The 14,589-nt window shown below is 61.0% G+C and carries 14 protein-coding genes; 9 read left to right on the top strand and 5 right to left on the bottom strand.

Going from position 1 to position 14,589, the window contains the following annotated elements; translation table 11 throughout:
- The first annotated feature begins 97 nt into the window (after window positions 1–97).
- The 7 genes from cobU to ACP7B3_RS06445 all read left to right on the top strand — a co-directional run bounded on the left by cobU (window position 98) and on the right by ACP7B3_RS06445 (window position 5,383).
- Complete coding sequence (cobU, locus tag ACP7B3_RS06475) at window positions 98–619, top strand: bifunctional adenosylcobinamide kinase/adenosylcobinamide-phosphate guanylyltransferase (protein ID WP_369301272.1); 522 nt, start codon at window positions 98–100, stop codon at window positions 617–619.
- Window positions 616–1,671: a nicotinate-nucleotide--dimethylbenzimidazole phosphoribosyltransferase gene (gene cobT / locus ACP7B3_RS06470; RefSeq protein WP_426178448.1), complete on the top strand. Its 1,056-nt coding sequence runs from the start codon at window positions 616–618 to the stop codon at window positions 1,669–1,671. The genes cobU and cobT overlap by 4 nt, the downstream gene beginning before the upstream one ends.
- On the top strand, window positions 1,668–2,243 hold the full coding sequence (gene cobC, locus ACP7B3_RS06465; RefSeq protein WP_369301270.1) for an alpha-ribazole phosphatase family protein: 576 nt from the start codon (window positions 1,668–1,670) through the stop codon (window positions 2,241–2,243). Before cobT ends, cobC begins: the two co-directional genes overlap by 4 nt.
- A 2-nt stretch (window positions 2,244–2,245) precedes the next feature.
- Window positions 2,246–2,974 (top strand): adenosylcobinamide-GDP ribazoletransferase, encoded by a 729-nt coding sequence (locus ACP7B3_RS06460; protein ID WP_426178447.1) that lies wholly within the window; start codon window positions 2,246–2,248, stop codon window positions 2,972–2,974.
- A gap of 42 nt (window positions 2,975–3,016) precedes the next feature.
- Window positions 3,017–3,421, top strand: coding sequence for a MarR family winged helix-turn-helix transcriptional regulator (locus tag ACP7B3_RS06455; protein ID WP_106576421.1), 405 nt, complete (start codon window positions 3,017–3,019; stop codon window positions 3,419–3,421).
- Between the two features lie 54 nt (window positions 3,422–3,475).
- On the top strand, window positions 3,476–4,684 hold the full coding sequence (locus ACP7B3_RS06450; RefSeq protein ID WP_426178446.1) for an MFS transporter: 1,209 nt from the start codon (window positions 3,476–3,478) through the stop codon (window positions 4,682–4,684).
- 150 nt (window positions 4,685–4,834) lie between these two features.
- Complete coding sequence (locus ACP7B3_RS06445) at window positions 4,835–5,383, top strand: glutathione peroxidase (RefSeq protein ID WP_145158931.1); 549 nt, start codon at window positions 4,835–4,837, stop codon at window positions 5,381–5,383.
- A gap of 64 nt (window positions 5,384–5,447) precedes the next feature.
- Here the strand turns inward: ACP7B3_RS06445 and ACP7B3_RS06440 are convergent, their stop codons facing one another.
- From ACP7B3_RS06440 to ACP7B3_RS06425, 4 genes are all read right to left on the bottom strand, one after another.
- Window positions 5,448–6,731, bottom strand: coding sequence for an OmpP1/FadL family transporter (locus ACP7B3_RS06440; protein ID WP_145158929.1), 1,284 nt, complete (start codon window positions 6,729–6,731; stop codon window positions 5,448–5,450).
- Between the two features lie 146 nt (window positions 6,732–6,877).
- On the bottom strand, window positions 6,878–7,360 hold the full coding sequence (locus tag ACP7B3_RS06435) for a hypothetical protein (RefSeq protein ID WP_106576425.1): 483 nt from the start codon (window positions 7,358–7,360) through the stop codon (window positions 6,878–6,880).
- Window positions 7,361–7,638: 278 nt separating this feature from the next.
- On the bottom strand, window positions 7,639–7,863 hold the full coding sequence (locus ACP7B3_RS06430) for a hypothetical protein (RefSeq protein ID WP_106576426.1): 225 nt from the start codon (window positions 7,861–7,863) through the stop codon (window positions 7,639–7,641).
- A 444-nt stretch (window positions 7,864–8,307) separates the two neighbouring features.
- Complete coding sequence (locus ACP7B3_RS06425) at window positions 8,308–8,613, bottom strand: hypothetical protein (RefSeq protein ID WP_242195657.1); 306 nt, start codon at window positions 8,611–8,613, stop codon at window positions 8,308–8,310.
- A 457-nt stretch (window positions 8,614–9,070) separates the two neighbouring features.
- On the opposite strand from ACP7B3_RS06425, the gene ACP7B3_RS06420 reads away from it, so the two are divergent.
- Together ACP7B3_RS06420 and rmuC are read left to right on the top strand one after the other, a co-directional pair.
- Window positions 9,071–9,394, top strand: coding sequence for a hypothetical protein (locus tag ACP7B3_RS06420; protein WP_043293316.1), 324 nt, complete (start codon window positions 9,071–9,073; stop codon window positions 9,392–9,394).
- A gap of 175 nt (window positions 9,395–9,569) precedes the next feature.
- Entirely contained in the window at window positions 9,570–10,934 is a 1,365-nt protein-coding gene (gene rmuC, locus ACP7B3_RS06415; RefSeq protein WP_426178646.1) for a DNA recombination protein RmuC, read from the top strand.
- A 105-nt stretch (window positions 10,935–11,039) separates the two neighbouring features.
- Here rmuC and ACP7B3_RS06410 read toward each other — a convergent pair whose 3' ends face one another.
- The gene (locus ACP7B3_RS06410) at window positions 11,040–14,510 is read right to left on the bottom strand and encodes a hybrid sensor histidine kinase/response regulator (RefSeq protein WP_426178445.1); all 3,471 of its coding nucleotides are present in this window, start codon (window positions 14,508–14,510) and stop codon (window positions 11,040–11,042) included.
- Window positions 14,511–14,589: the final 79 nt, after the last annotated feature.

Below are 14,589 nucleotides of genomic sequence, written 5' to 3'. Positions count from 1 at the left end.
ATCGGCTGACTGACACGCCGCGTTCGCGAGCAAGCCCGCTCCCACACGGGGCAGTGCCCGCCTCACCCTATCAGCCGGCCGACACAGGTGCCTTCCCATGTATCAACTGATCCTCGGTGGCGCCCGTTCCGGCAAGAGCCGCCTCGCCGAAAAGCTGGCGAGTGAGTGTGGCTTGCATGTCACCTACATCGCCACCAGTCAGCCGCTGGACGGCGAGATGAACGAGCGTGTCGCACTGCATCGCCAGCGCCGTCCCGATCATTGGGGGCTGATCGAAGAACCCATCGAGCTGGCGCGTGTACTGCGCGAAAGCGCCGCCGCCGACCGCTGCCTGCTGGTGGATTGCCTGACCCTGTGGCTCACCAACTTGCTGATGCTGGAGAACCCCGCACGCCTGGCGTTCGAGCGCGATCAACTGCTGCAAACCCTGGCCTCGCTGCCAGGTGAAATCATTTTTGTCAGCAACGAAACCGGAATGGGTGTCGTGCCGCTGGGCGAATTGACTCGCCGCTATGTGGATGAAGCCGGTTGGCTGCATCAAGCCTTGGCCGAGCGGTGTCAGCGTGTGGTCCTGACCGTCGCCGGCCTGCCCCTGACTTTGAAAGGTACTGCGTTATGACTGACTCCTGGTGGCTCAACCCCTGCAAGGCCGTGAACACTTCGGCGCATGAACACGCGCTGGCTCGCCAGCAGCAACTGACCAAGCCAGCCGGCTCGCTCGGTCAGCTCGAAGCCATCGCGGTGCAATTGGCCGGCTTGCAAGGCCAGGTCAAACCTGCGGTGGATCAGGCGTGGATCGCCATCTTCGCCGGTGACCACGGCGTGGTTGCAGAAGGCGTATCGGCATTTCCACAGGAAGTGACCGGCCAGATGTTGCACAACTTTGTCACCGGTGGCGCGGCCATCAGCGTATTGGCGCGGCAGTTGAATGCGCAGCTGGAAGTGGTCGACCTCGGCACCGTCACGCCGTCGTTGGATCTGCCGGGTGTGCGTCATCTGAATATCGGCGCCGGCACGGCCAATTTCGTCAACGGCCCGGCGATGACCGCAGCGAAGGGGCGACTTGCCCTGCAAGCCGGGCGTGACAGTGCGCACCGTGCGTTGCAAAACGGCGCACAGCTGTTTATCGGCGGCGAGATGGGCATCGGCAATACCACCGCCGCCAGCGCCTTGGCGTGCGCGTTGCTCGATTGCCAGGTGAGCGACCTGACCGGCCCGGGCACCGGCTTGAACGCCCAGGGCGTGAGCCACAAAGTGGCGGTGATTGAACGCGCGCTGGCCTTGCATGCGGCGCAACGTGACGACGCGCTGAACACGTTGTTCAACCTGGGTGGTTTCGAAATTGCCGCGTTGGTGGGGGCTTATCTGGCCTGCGCCCAGGAGGGCATCGTGGTGCTGGTGGACGGGTTTATCTGCACGGTCGCGGCGCTGGTGGCTACACGCCTGAATCCGGCGTGCCGTGAGTGGTTGGTGTTCGGCCACCGCGGCGCTGAGCCCGGTCATCGTCATGTGCTGCACAGCCTCGACGCGCAACCACTGCTGGAACTGGGCCTGCGTCTGGGTGAGGGCAGCGGTGCGGCGCTGGCGGTGCCGTTGTTGCGCCTGGCGTGCGCGCTGCACGGGCAGATGGCGACGTTTGCCGAAGCCGCCGTGGCAGACCGCCCGGCATGACCTTGCACCTGGACCTGCTGCGCCACGGCGAAACCGAGCTGGGCGGCGGCCTGCGCGGCAGCCTGGACGACGCGCTCACCGCCAAAGGCTGGGAGCAGATGCGCGCCGCCGTGGCAGAGCAGGGGCCGTGGGACCGGTTGGTCAGTTCGCCACTGCAACGCTGCGCGCTGTTCGCCCACGAGCTGGGCGCACGGCTTGGGGTGCCGGTGAGCCTGGAAAAGGATCTGCAGGAGCTGCACTTCGGCGCCTGGGAAGGGCAGAGCGCGGCGGCGCTGATGCAAACCGATGCCGAAGGACTGGGCCGGTTCTGGGCTGATCCTTACAGCTTTACACCGCCTGAAGGCGAGCGCGTCAGCGACTTTTCTGCACGCGTTCTCGGCGCCGTCTCACGGTTGCATCAGGCATATGCCGCACAGCGCGTGCTGTTGATCAGCCACGGTGGCGTGATGCGGCTGCTGCTGGCGCAGGCGCGCGGTTTGCCGCGTGAGCAGCTGCTGAATGTCGAAGTCGGCCACGGTGGGCTGTTCAGCCTGCAGGTGATGGCCGACGGTCTGCTGAAGGAAGGAGTCTGAGGATGCTGGCGTTCTGGATCGCCCTGCAATTTCTCAGCAGCCTGCCGATTCGCCTGCCCGGCATGCCGCAGCCTCAGGAATTGGGGCGTTCGTTGCTGTTTTACCCGGTGGTAGGGTTGCTGTTCGGGCTGCTGTTGTGGGCCCTGAACACCGCCCTGGTGGGCGCACCGTTATTGCTGCATGCGGCGCTGGTGCTGACAGCCTGGGTGTTGCTCAGTGGCGGCTTGCATCTGGACGGGCTGGCGGACAGCGCCGATGCCTGGCTCGGCGGCTTTGGCGACCGCGAGCGCACGCTGACTATCATGAAAGACCCGCGCAGCGGGCCGATTGCCGTGGTCACTCTGGGGCTGGTGTTGTTGCTCAAATTCACCGCACTGGTGGCCTTGATCGAGCAGCACAACGGCGCGGCGCTGATTCTGGCGCCGCTGATCGGGCGCGCTTCGATGCTGGCGCTGTTCCTTACCACGCGCTACGTGCGTGCAGGCGGTTTGGGCCAGGCACTGTCGGATCATTTACCCAGGATCGTCGGCCAACAGGTGCTGATCCTCAGCGGTCTGGCCTGTGTGCTGATCGGCGGTTTCAGTGGCGGGATCGCTGTTTTACTCGCTGCGCTGTGCTTTATCGGGCTGCGTCAGTTGATGGTCAACCGGCTGGGTGGCACCACGGGTGACACGGCCGGCGCATTGTTGGAGTTGCTGGAAGTCGCGGTTTTGGTCGGCCTGGCTCTGTAACACTTTCTTGCATTTTCATAATCGCGGGTATATACACGCTCCATGCTTGCCTCCCAATGTTTATGCACCAACCTGCGACGTGCCGCCCGTGGCGTCAGCAGGCATTACGACGGCGCTCTCGACGGCTTCGGGATCAACGTTGCCCAGTATTCTTTGCTGTGTAACCTGCAGCGCCTCGATCAACCGAGCATTTCCAGCCTGGCCGAAGCCATGGGCCTGGACCGCAGTACCCTGGGGCGCAACCTGCGGGTATTGGAGGGCGAGGGTTTGGTGCAGTTGGTCGAGGGCGATGACTTGCGCAACCGCTTGGTGGTGTTGACCGTCGCCGGCGAAGAACGCCTGGCTGCCGCGTTGCCGGCTTGGGAGGCGGCGCAGCAGAAATTGATAGATCAGTTGGGCGCCGAAAAGCGCGAAACCTTGTTGGCCTTGCTGGACGAACTCGCCTGAGCGCGGGTTTGTTCGACTACAAGCGGGTATATACCCGCGAGCGGAGAATAAGAAATGACCTTGATGTGGCGCACCAGTGGCTGGGTTCTTGTGGGGAGTGCGCTGATCCTCGCGTTGTCGCTGGGCGTGCGGCACGGCTTTGGTCTGTTCCTGTCGCCGATGAGCCTGGAATTTGGCTGGGGCCGTGAAACCTTTGCCTTCGCCATCGCCCTGCAAAACCTGATCTGGGGCCTGGCGCAACCGTTTACCGGCGCCTTGGCCGACCGCTTTGGCGCGACCAAGGCGGTGTTTGTCGGTGGGGTGCTGTATGCCGCAGGGCTGGTGTTGATGGGCATGTCGGATTCCGCGTGGTCGCTGTCGCTCAGCGCGGGTTTGCTGATTGGGATCGGCCTGTCGGGCACTTCGTTCTCGGTGATTCTCGGTGTGGTCGGCCGCGCCGTGCCGCCGGAAAAACGCAGCATGGCCATGGGCATTGCCAGCGCCGCAGGATCGTTCGGCCAGTTTGCGATGGTGCCGGGCACCCTGGGCCTGATCAGTTGGCTGGGCTGGTCGGCCGCTTTGTTGGCGTTGGGCCTGATGGTGGCGCTGATCCTGCCGTTGGTGGCAATGCTCAAGGACAAACCGCTGCCGGCGATGGTCGGCCAGCAAACCCTGCGTGAAGCCCTGAAAGAGGCCTGCTCGCACTCCGGCTTCTGGCTACTGGCGTTCGGTTTTTTTGTCTGCGGTTTCCAGGTGGTGTTTATCGGCGTGCACTTGCCGGCGTACCTGGTGGACCAGCATCTGCCGGCCACGGTGGGTACTACTGTGTTGGCATTGATCGGCCTGTTCAACGTGTTTGGCACTTATACCGCTGGCTGGCTTGGCGGGCGCATGTCCAAGCCGCGTTTGCTCACCGGCCTGTACCTGTTGCGCGCGGTGGTGATCGTGCTGTTCCTGTGGGCGCCGGTGACCGAAGTGACGGCCTACCTGTTCGGCATGGCCATGGGCTTTCTGTGGCTGTCCACCGTGCCGCTGACCAACGGCACTGTCGCGACGCTGTTTGGCGTGCGAAACCTCTCGATGCTCGGTGGGATTGTGTTTCTGTTCCACCAGCTCGGTTCGTTCCTCGGCGGCTGGTTGGGCGGGGTGGTCTATGATCGAACCGGCAACTACGATTTGATCTGGCAGGTGGCGATTCTTTTGAGCCTGCTCGCTGCGGCCCTCAACTGGCCGGTGCGCGAGCGGCCGGTGGCGCGCTTGCAGGCGCAGATGGAGGCGGCATGAGTTTGACGGCAAGAGGGTTGCTGATCTCGGCAGGTCTGGTTCTGTTGCTGCTGGCCTGGTGGGGCTGGCAGCACGGCGGGCTGGCATTGATGCAACTGGGGATGTCGATCTGTTAAGTTCTGTGTCTGATCTGACTCAAGGACTTTCGACATGCTGATGCGCTGGCTCGCTGTACCCGTCCTGATGGCTGTAGGCAGTCTGGCCATGGCCGCCAACTGTCCGCCGTTGCTGGAGGGGCAATTGCCCAAGTTGCGGGCCAAGGAATCCATCGATTTGTGCCAGCGCTTTGCCGGCAAACCCCTGGTCATCGTCAATACCGCCAGCTTTTGTGGTTTCGCGCCGCAATTCAAAGGCCTCGAAGCCTTGTATCAGCGCTACAAGGGCCAGGGGCTGGAAGTGATCGGCGTGCCGTCCGACGACTTCAAACAGGAAGCCAAGACCGGTGAAGAGACCGCCAAAGTTTGCTACGTGAATTACGGCGTGACCTTCACGATGACCGAGCCGCAGACGGTCAAGGGGCCGGATGCGGTGCACCTGTTCAAGATTCTGGCGCAGCAGACCAGCGCGCCGAAGTGGAATTTCTATAAGTACGTGGTGGATCGCCAGGGCAAGGTGATTGCCAACTTTTCCAGTTTGACCAAGCCGGACAGCCCGGACCTGATCAAGGCGGTGGAGGCAGCGCTGGCCTCGAAACCCTGATCGCCGGCCATTAAAAAGCCCCGCCTCCTGTGCAGGAGAGCGGGGCTTTTTTATACGCGTTGGATCAGAACTTGTACGTCACGCCCAGGCCGAAGCCGTTGGCGCTGTTTTCGTACTTGGCGCTGTAGGACGAACCCAGTGCGTTGGTCTTGTTGACCTTGACTGGCTCTTCCTTCAGGTAGGAGTAAGCCACGTCGACGATCATGTTCGGCATTACTTCGTAGCCCAGGCCAACACTGAAAATGGTCCGGTCGCCGGTAGGGATGCGTGGCGAACGGTCGGTGTTGTTGGTTGGCGACTGGTCGAAAGTCAGGCCGGTACGCAGAACCACTTGTTTGGTGACTTGGTACGAAGTACCCAAGGCATAGGCCCAGGTGTCATGCCAGTTCTGTGGCTCGGTGATGGTACCCACGATCTGCGGAGCGACCAGGCCGCCAGCTCGGGTAACGCCCTGGTTGTCGACAGTGATGTCTTTCAGGCGGCTCCAGCGAGTCCAGGTGGAACCGGCGTAGAGTTTCCAGGCATCGCTCAGGTCCTGTGTCACGGACAGGTCGTAAGACTCAGGCGTATCAATGCTCAACGACGCATCGTAGCGGCCGCTTGCCAGCAGTGGAGCCGTCGGTGTCGGTGCCGATACTTCGGTGTGGCCTTCAAGCTTGTAGCTGACTTTGGAGTGGTAAGTCAGGCCCACGCGCGTGGTATCGGTGGCTTGTACCAGCACGCCGACGTTGAAGCCGACAGCCGTATCGTCACCTTTGATCGTGACGTTGGTATTCGGGACAGCCGGGTTTGTCGACAGAGCCAACTCAGATTCCAGCTTGCCGGAAATACGGTTGATGGTCGGGCCAAAACCGATGGAAACACGATCGTTGAAGGCGTAGCTGACGGTTGGCTGCAAGGTGATGACCGACACTTTGCTGTAGCTGCCGAACGAGCGACCCTGGAAGCCCCTCTCATAGTCGGTAACCAGGCCGAAAGGTGCATAAACACCAACGCCGACGGCCCACTGATCATTGAGTTTGTTGGTGTAGAAACCAAACGGGACTGCCGTGAAGGGCACCATGTCGCCTTTGTTACTGCCGAAAGAACGGCCGCTGGCGTTTTTGATGTCAGTCGAGGCATCGATAGCGGCTACACCACCGGTAATCTGCTGGCCTTCGAGGCGGGCCATACCGGCAGGGTTACCGTACACAGTGCTGGCGTTATCGGCAGAAGAAGAGCGGCCTGCGAACCCCGTACCCATACCGGCGACGTCTTGTTCGTTCAGGGCAAAGCCGCTTGCGAACAGTTGGGAGGATGCCATGGCAACGGTGAGGCTAAGTGTGGTCTTGAGCATTACTTTTTTCATTATTAGAACTCCGTGGTGATCACCGCTGCGGAAAGTATCAATAATTTTAAGTTAGCGCTATAGGCCGTAATGTCGGAGATAGAGCGGTTTTGTAGGACAATCCGACCAGATTCGAAGGTTTTAGCCGAATCTTGCAAAACGCCTGATCAACAAATGGCCTGATTCATGGGTAAAACACAGGTTTGCCAGGCTTGAGTGAAATCCCGCAGCCGACCTTGAGGGTGAAATATTTCTTTCCAGATACGTGCCATGGCCAATACGTCACCCGGTGGCGGCAGGGCAGGACGATGCTGTTCTACCAGCAGCCAGGCGATGGCGGTGGCGTAGCGCAGGTTGACGGTCAGCTCAAGCTGGGGCGCGCTGAGGAATGCATGTTGACTGGCCAGCCCACGTACCAGGCTGGCGCGCTCGGGGTCTTGGGCAAGGTAGTCGTCCCACAGGGCGCGATGACGAGGTTCGGTGATGCTGTACAGGCCGTGGCCGCGCCGATCATGCAGGGCGGAGCCGAGTTCCGATTGGCTGGCGGCAATGCCCAGCAGCAGGGATTCAGCTGTCGGGTTATGGCGGCCGAGATAAATCAACGTCGGCCTGATCACATAACGACACAATTCGCTGGCGGCGATACCCATACGAGCCTCAATCCATGGAAGTGGTCGACGAAGCCTGAGAGGGGAGCTTGGCAGCAGTGAATCGGACCTCAGGCTCGTCGCAAGCGGATCATGCCGCTTGAGTTGAAGTGTAGTGTCATATTTGTGATGTAAAGGACTGTTTTTAAAACATCTTCTTCATTTAGTTATAACGTTTATATCTATTCGAACTTAGTGCAAGTACTCAAAAGCCGAATTTCGGGCAATAAAAAACCCTGCGTTTCAAGCAGGGTCTTTTGGGTTTCAGCGACTCGGGTCGATCAGGCAATCAATGCCTGACGGGTACGCTCGATCACGGCCTGCAGCGGCTCTGCGCTGGAGTATTGATCGGGGTACAGGCGTTCGCTGTGACGAGCGATGCCGTGTTCGTTGACCAGGGTGAAGCTGAAGCAGCCTTTGCGAGCGGCCATGATCAGGCAGTTCATTGGTGCAAAAGCGTTGGTGAGGGTGCGAATGGCATCCTGAGTGTGGATTTGAGCGGACATATTATTGGTGTTCCTACAAATGACACGGTTAAGAACCGTGCAACGTTAAAACGTTCCAGTAACGTTGATCACCATTGATCAAACGAAGAACCCGACTGGAACAAAGCAGCCAGTTTGAAGCGCTAATAAGTTAGGCGCGCTTGGGCTGGCAGGTAGGTACTTAGGAGGGCAGGCAACACAACAGGGGCAAAGGTTCTGGGCCCGGGGTGAAGATCCTGATCAATTTGCAGGCTGGTTCGTTCAGAGTATTGAGACTTCGCGGCACCCTTTGCTTGTTCAAAGGCAGTGTCGTCGCAAGGAATACCTGGAAACCATCGAGGTGGTCGATCCCGTGTTGTTCAGGGGAGTTGTTCGACCAGAATTGACTTTCAGCTTGGTACTAACGCCGCGGATAGTAACGGATTGAAACACGGAAGGGAAGTGTGCTAGCCAAAAAAGCTTAATTCAGCCGCCCAACAACCCGCGATAGACCAGCACGGTGGCCGCCGCGGCCAATGAGCAGCCGAGTCCGTAGGCCGCCAGGGTCAAGCGCCAGGACCGGCCGGTCTCGATCACATTCATCACCTCGCGCATGTCGTTGATTCGGCCTTCACTCAACTCTATGCACAGCATTACGGCAGTAAACGCCGCTGATACCAGGATGGCGATGGCAAACAGAGCGCCGTCGGGGGAGGGCAGCGCGGCATTGACCGCCAATGAGGTTACACAGATGGCCAGCAGCAACACGGCGAATAAGAGGATTCCTTTCATCGAGCCTTGGTAGGTTGCGTGTGGGAGTGGCCAGTGTGGCGAGCCGGCGAGGATTTGAAAAGTGCCTGGTTTGGCCTGTCGGTAACATTTTTCGGGCGTGTCGAAGCAAAAAACCTGCGCCATATAACCAGTGGGTGGGTACTTGTGCACATTAGTTGCGAGGTATGTAACCCGTCTGTCAACGGCCTGGAAGCGCCGCCATTTGCCTGCAATGAAAATTTAAGTCAATGAAAAATATCGCTTTTTTTTATTGGTGAAAAAATCGTCAGTTTGACTGCGGCCCCCGTTCCATGGGCCTTTGCGCGCGTTAAAGGTGGGTTGTCCACTGAGTTATCCACAGCTTCTGTGGATTGTCCCAAGCGCTTGCTCTAGAACGGGCGTGCAGGGATTTTTCAGCTTTACCTGTAGGAAAAAAAGAGTAGAGTGGCGCGCCTTCCGTTCTGTCCCGCAGTGCTTTATGAAGTTTCGCTCAGTATCACCATCTGTTACCGACACCCCTCAGACTGTTACCGCACCCAAGCGTTTCTCCTTGAAAGTCGCCTTGTGGCTGCTCGACAGCCCGCGCCTGGGGCACAGCACCAACGTCAAGCACTTCGCCGGGCGCTTGCTCAAGCAGCCGGCGCGTGAAGGTGTGGTTGCCGCGCAGAGCCGCCTGGGCCAGCTGATGTGCCGTGAGTGCGGCAATGCCCGCGACCGCCGCATCGGCCATGACCTGCTGCGCCTGGCTGCCCGTGCCGGCGACCGCCGCGCCCAGCGCGAACTGGGGCAGGTCGAAGACTGAGCTGTCCTCAAGCCCCACGCTTGGTTAACCTTGCTCTTTTTCGGTGATGGCAGAAATGGCGATGGCTTTTGACTGGACCAGTATTGCCTTGGGCCTGGCTGGCGCTGCAGTGCCTTTATTGGCCCTGTGCTGGCAGCTCCAACGGCGGCTGAGCGCGCGCATGACCGGCTGGGAACTGCTCGAAGAGCGCCTGGCCACCGCGCAACTGGCCCAGGAAGGGCTGGCCGCGCAACTCGACGCCAGCCGCGACGAGATCAGTGACCTGAGCCAGGCCAACGCCGCCAAACAAGCTGACCTGGCGGCCGTTCGCCGTGAAGTCGAATTGCTCCAGATCGACCGCGATAACGCCCGCGACGCCGCCCACGCCTGGAACCTCGACCGCAGCGCCAAGGAAACCGAGCTGCGCCGCCTCGATGCGCTGTCCTCGGCGTTGCGCGCCGAACTGCGCGAACAACAGGAAAGCCATCAACAACGCCTTGCTGACCTGCAAGGCTCGCGGGACGAGCTGCGTGCGCAGTTCGCCGAGCTTGCCGGCAAGATTTTCGATGAACGCGAGCAACGGTTTGCCGAAACCAGCCAGGAACGCCTGGGCCAGTTGCTCGACCCGCTCAAGGAACGCATCCAGTCGTTTGAAAAGCGCGTGGAAGAAAGCTACCAGAGTGAAGCGCGCGAGCGCTTTTCCCTGGCCAAGGAGCTTGAACGCCTGCAGCAACTGAACCTGCGACTGTCGGACGAGGCCACCAACCTCACGCGCGCGCTCAAGGGCCAGAAAACCCAGGGCAACTGGGGCGAGCTGATTCTTGAGCGCGTGCTTGAACATGCCGGGCTGGAGAAGGGCCGCGAGTATCAGACCCAGGTCAGCCTCAAAGGCCCGGACGGCGAGCGCTTCCAGCCGGACGTGTTGATCATGCTGCCCGGCGACAAGCAGGTGGTGGTCGATTCCAAGGTCAGCCTCACCGCCTATCAGCAATACGTTGCAGCGGATGACGATGTGATCGGCCAGGCGGCGCTGAAACAGCACGTGCTGTCCCTGCGCAATCACGTCAAAGGCTTGGCCGGCAAGGATTACAAGCGCCTCGAAGGTCTGCACAGCCTGGATTTCGTGCTGTTGTTCGTGCCGATAGAAGCTGCGTTTTCCGCCGCGTTGCAGGCTGAGCCGAACCTGTTCCAGGAAGCGTTCGACCGCCATATCGTGATCGTCAGCCCCACCACCTTGCTGGCCACCCTGCGGGTGATCGACAGCCTGTGGAAGCAGGAACGCCAGAGTCAGAACGCGCGGGAGATTGCCGAGCGCGCCGGCTGGCTGTATGACAAGTTCGTACTGTTTATTCAGGATCTGGATGAAGTCGGCAACCGCCTGCAGCAGCTGGATAAGGCCTACAGCGCGGCGCGAAACAAGCTGACGGATGGCCGTGGAAATCTGGTCAGCCGAACCGAGCAGTTAAGGTTGCTGGGTGCGCGTGCGAGCAAGAGCCTGCCGGCGGATTTGCTCGAACGGGCGATGACCGACTCCGATGGCGTCGCACACTTACCGGAGTAGCATTCGGTCAATGTGGGAGCTGGCCCGCCTGCGATAGCGGTGGTGACTGCTCCATTGCTATCACAGGCAAGCCAGCTCCCACAGGGGGATTGAGTTCAGTCATTCCTACAATGGCAGATGCCGACTCAACAACGCGCGCAACGCTGCAGGCTTCACCGGCTTGGCCAAATAATCCAACCCTGCGGCATGCACCTCGGCCACCATTTCCGGGCGCCCATCGGCGCTGATCACCACCCCGGGAATCGGCTCCGCCAGTTGCGCGCGCAGCCAGCCCATCAACTCCGTGCCTGTCTCGCCGTGGTCCAGGTGGTAGTCCACCAGCGCCAGTTGCGGGCGCACGCCCTCGGCCAGCAACGCCGCACATTGCGCCTGATCGGTAGCGGTCCACACCTCGCAACCCCAGCGCGTGAGCAGGCTGCGCATGCCGATCAGGATGCTTTCTTCATTGTCCACACACAGCACCTGGGCCCCGCTCAACGGCATCCCGTTATCCTGCGTGGTCTTGACCTTGGGGCTGGCCTGGTTACGCGCCAACGGCACACGCACGCTGAACACGCTGCCTTTGCCCGGCCACGAACGCACGCTCAAACGATGGCCGAGTACTCGGCACAGGCCGTCGGCGATTGCCAGGCCCAGGCCCAGGCCCTTTTCGGCGCGGGTCTGGTGGCTGTCCAGGCGCTTGAACTCTTCGAAGATCACCTGTTGTTTATCCAGCGGGATGCCAGGGCCGCGATCCCACACTTCCAGGCACAGTTCGCCCTTGCGTCGGCGTACGCCAAGTAGCACCGGGCCGTCGGCGTAGCGGAATGCGTTAGTAAGAAAGTTCTGCAGGATTCGTCGCAGTAACTTGATGTCGCTGTCCACCCGCAAACGGCTGCCGCGCAGGCGAAAACGCAGGCCTTGCTCGTGGGCCAGTGCCTTGAATTCTGCTCCCAGGGTGTCGAACAACTCGTTGAGGACGAAGGGCTGTCGCTGGGGATTGATCTTGCCGTTTTCCAGGCGCGAGATATCCAGCAGGTCGCTGATCAGGTCTTCGGCAGAGCGCAGCGAGCTGTCCAGGTGCTGCACCAACTGGCGGGCTTCGGCAGACAGACCGTCGTTCTGGTGGGAGAGGGCAGCGGAGAACAATCGTGCCGCGTTCAACGGCTGCATCAGGTCGTGGCTCACTGCCGCCAGAAAGCGCGTCTTCGATTGGCTGGCGGATTCGGCCACGCCTTTGGCGTCGGTGAGCGCCACATTCAGTTGCGACAGTTCATGGGTGCGTTCGGTCACCCGTTGTTCCAGGCCCTCGTTGGCCTCGGTCAGGGCTTGTTCGGCCTCACGGAACGCGGTGATGTCGGTGAAGCTCATGACGAACCCGCCGCCGGGCATCGGGTTGCCGATCAGCTCGATCACGCGCCCATTCGGAAACAAGCGCTCGGACGTATGCGCACGGCCCTGGCGCATCCAGTGCAGACGCCGCGCGACGTGCACTTCGGCTTCCCCTGGCCCGCACAGGCCGCGCTCGGCGTTGTAGCGAATGATGTCGGCAATCGGCCGGCCCACACTGATCAAACCATCGGGGTAGTTGAACAGCTCCAGATAGCGCCGGTTCCAGGCCACCAACTTCAGCGACTGGTCGACCACGCTGATGCCCTGGGTGATGTTTTCGATGGCGCCCTGCAGCAGCGCGCGGTTGAACTGCAGCACTTCGGAGGCTTCGTCGGCGATGCGTACGACGTCCTCCAGTTGCATTTCCCGCCCTTCAATTGCGGCTTTTACGACGGCGCGTGTCGAAGAGGCGCCGAGCACGCCCGCCAACAGGCGTTCGGTATGGGCAATCCAATCGTTGTCGGCATTCTGGTTGGGGTTGAAACCTTTGCCCTGGCGATAGGCGAAGCGGATAAAACTCTGCTGGGCACGTTCTTCACCGACAAAGCGCGCCGCCAGGCTCAGCAGGTCGCTGATCTGCACCGACAACATCGAGCGCGCGCTGGCGCGTTGGCTGATTTCCTGGCCGATAAAGCGTCCGGCCTGCCAGTGCTCCGAGACCCGTGTGCGCGACAGCATCGAGACCCACACAAACAGCGTGAAGTTACCCGCCAGCGAGAACACGGTGCCCAAGGTCAGCGAGGTCACGGAGAAGCCAAACGGGTGTGAATGCATCCACGTCAGCCCAGGGAAAAGGCTCAGCGACCAGCCCAGACTTTTCGCCGTGACCGGTAGGACCAAGGTGTAGAACCACAAAAACGTGCCCGCCGCCAACCCAGCGAACACGCCGCGCCGGTTGGCCTGCTTCCAATACAGCGCGCCCAGCATCGCCGGGGCCAGTTGGGTGACTGCCGCGAAGGCGATCTGGCCGATGGTCGCCAGGCTCGCGGTGGAGCCGAGCAGCCGGTAACTCACGTAGGCCAGCAGCAGGATGATCACAATGCTGACCCGGCGCACCGAGAGCATCCAGTGGCGGAACACTTCGAAGGGCCGCTCGGCACTGGAGCGTCGCAGCAGCCACGGCAGCAACATGTCGTTGGATACCATGGTCGACAGGGCGATGCTGGCCACGATCACCATGCCGGTCGCTGCCGACGCACCGCCAATAAATGCCAGCACAGCGAGGGCCGGGTGTGCCTCGGCCATGGGCAGGCTGATCACGTAGGAGTCCGGCAATACCGAACCCGGCAGCAGCATTTTGCCGCCAAGGGCGATGGGGATGACGAACAGCGCGGCGAGGATCAGGTAGGCCGGGAACACCCACTTGGCCAGGCGTAAGTCCTGCGGGTCGATGTTTTCCACGACGGTGACGTGGAACTGTCGGGGCAGGCAGATAATCGCCATCATCGCCACGCCGGTTTGCACCACCATTGACGGCCAGTTGATGGTTTCTTTCCAGTATTCCTCAAGGCGCGGGGCCAGCATCGCCTGGCTGAACAGGTCGCCGAATCCGTCGTACAAGCCGTAGGTCACAAACGCGCCGACAGCGAGAAAGGCGAACAGCTTGACCAACGATTCAAAGGCGATCGCCAGCACCATGCCACGGTGGTGCTCGGTGGCGTCGAGGTTGCGCGTACCAAACACAATGGTGAACAGCGCCAGCACCAGCGACACGATAAGGGCCGTGTCCTGGGCGCGCGTGCCGGTGGTGTCGGGGCCGGAGCCGATCAACAGGTTCACGCCCAGCACGATGCCTTTGAGCTGCAAGGCGATGTAGGGCAACACGCCGACCAGGCAAATCAGCGCCACTACCACCGCCAGCGACTGGGATTTGCCGTAGCGCGCGGCGATGAAGTCGGCGATGGAGGTAATGTTTTCCTGCTTGCTGATCAGAATCATCTTCTGCAGCACCCAGGGTGCCAACACCAGTAGCAGCACCGGTCCTAGATAGATCGGTAAAAATGCCCACAGCTGTTCGGCGGCCTGGCCTACCGCGCCGAAGAAGGTCCAACTGGTGCAGTAGACGGCCAGCGACAGGCTGTACACCCAGGCGCGCACCTTCGGCGGCAACGGCGCATGGCGGCGGTCACCGTAAAAGGCGATGGCAAACATAATGGCCATATAGGCCAGGGCAACGGCGGCGATCAGCCCGCTGGACAGCGTCATGGTAACTCCGAGCATAAGAACACCCAGGCATTCCAGGCCCGGTGGGACAGTCTCGCATGATGCTTGGGGTTAGTCAGTG

Source organism: Pseudomonas sp. TWRC1-2 (genome assembly GCF_049896685.1).
Lineage (GTDB): Bacteria > Pseudomonadota > Gammaproteobacteria > Pseudomonadales > Pseudomonadaceae > Aquipseudomonas.
This window is presented reverse-complemented; position numbering and strand designations above follow the sequence as displayed.

Bases quoted from the DNA above. Each gene is read 5' to 3' on its own strand.
- ACP7B3_RS06430 (WP_106576426.1), bottom strand. From the start codon at position 7,863: ATGTCCGCTCAAATCCACACTCAGGATGCCATTCGCACCCTCACCAAC.
- cobC (WP_369301270.1), top strand. From the start codon at position 1,668: ATGACCTTGCACCTGGACCTGCTGCGCCACGGCGAAACCGAGCTGGGC.
- ACP7B3_RS06460 (WP_426178447.1), top strand. From the start codon at position 2,246: ATGCTGGCGTTCTGGATCGCCCTGCAATTTCTCAGCAGCCTGCCGATT.
- ACP7B3_RS06450 (WP_426178446.1), top strand. From the start codon at position 3,476: ATGACCTTGATGTGGCGCACCAGTGGCTGGGTTCTTGTGGGGAGTGCG.
- cobU (WP_369301272.1), top strand. From the start codon at position 98: ATGTATCAACTGATCCTCGGTGGCGCCCGTTCCGGCAAGAGCCGCCTC.
- ACP7B3_RS06435 (WP_106576425.1), bottom strand. From the start codon at position 7,360: ATGGGTATCGCCGCCAGCGAATTGTGTCGTTATGTGATCAGGCCGACG.
- ACP7B3_RS06410 (WP_426178445.1), bottom strand. From the start codon at position 14,510: ATGACGCTGTCCAGCGGGCTGATCGCCGCCGTTGCCCTGGCCTATATG.
- ACP7B3_RS06420 (WP_043293316.1), top strand. From the start codon at position 9,071: ATGAAGTTTCGCTCAGTATCACCATCTGTTACCGACACCCCTCAGACT.
- ACP7B3_RS06455 (WP_106576421.1), top strand. From the start codon at position 3,017: ATGCTTGCCTCCCAATGTTTATGCACCAACCTGCGACGTGCCGCCCGT.
- ACP7B3_RS06440 (WP_145158929.1), bottom strand. From the start codon at position 6,731: ATGAAAAAAGTAATGCTCAAGACCACACTTAGCCTCACCGTTGCCATG.
- ACP7B3_RS06445 (WP_145158931.1), top strand. From the start codon at position 4,835: ATGCTGATGCGCTGGCTCGCTGTACCCGTCCTGATGGCTGTAGGCAGT.
- ACP7B3_RS06425 (WP_242195657.1), bottom strand. From the start codon at position 8,613: ATGAAAGGAATCCTCTTATTCGCCGTGTTGCTGCTGGCCATCTGTGTA.
- cobT (WP_426178448.1), top strand. From the start codon at position 616: ATGACTGACTCCTGGTGGCTCAACCCCTGCAAGGCCGTGAACACTTCG.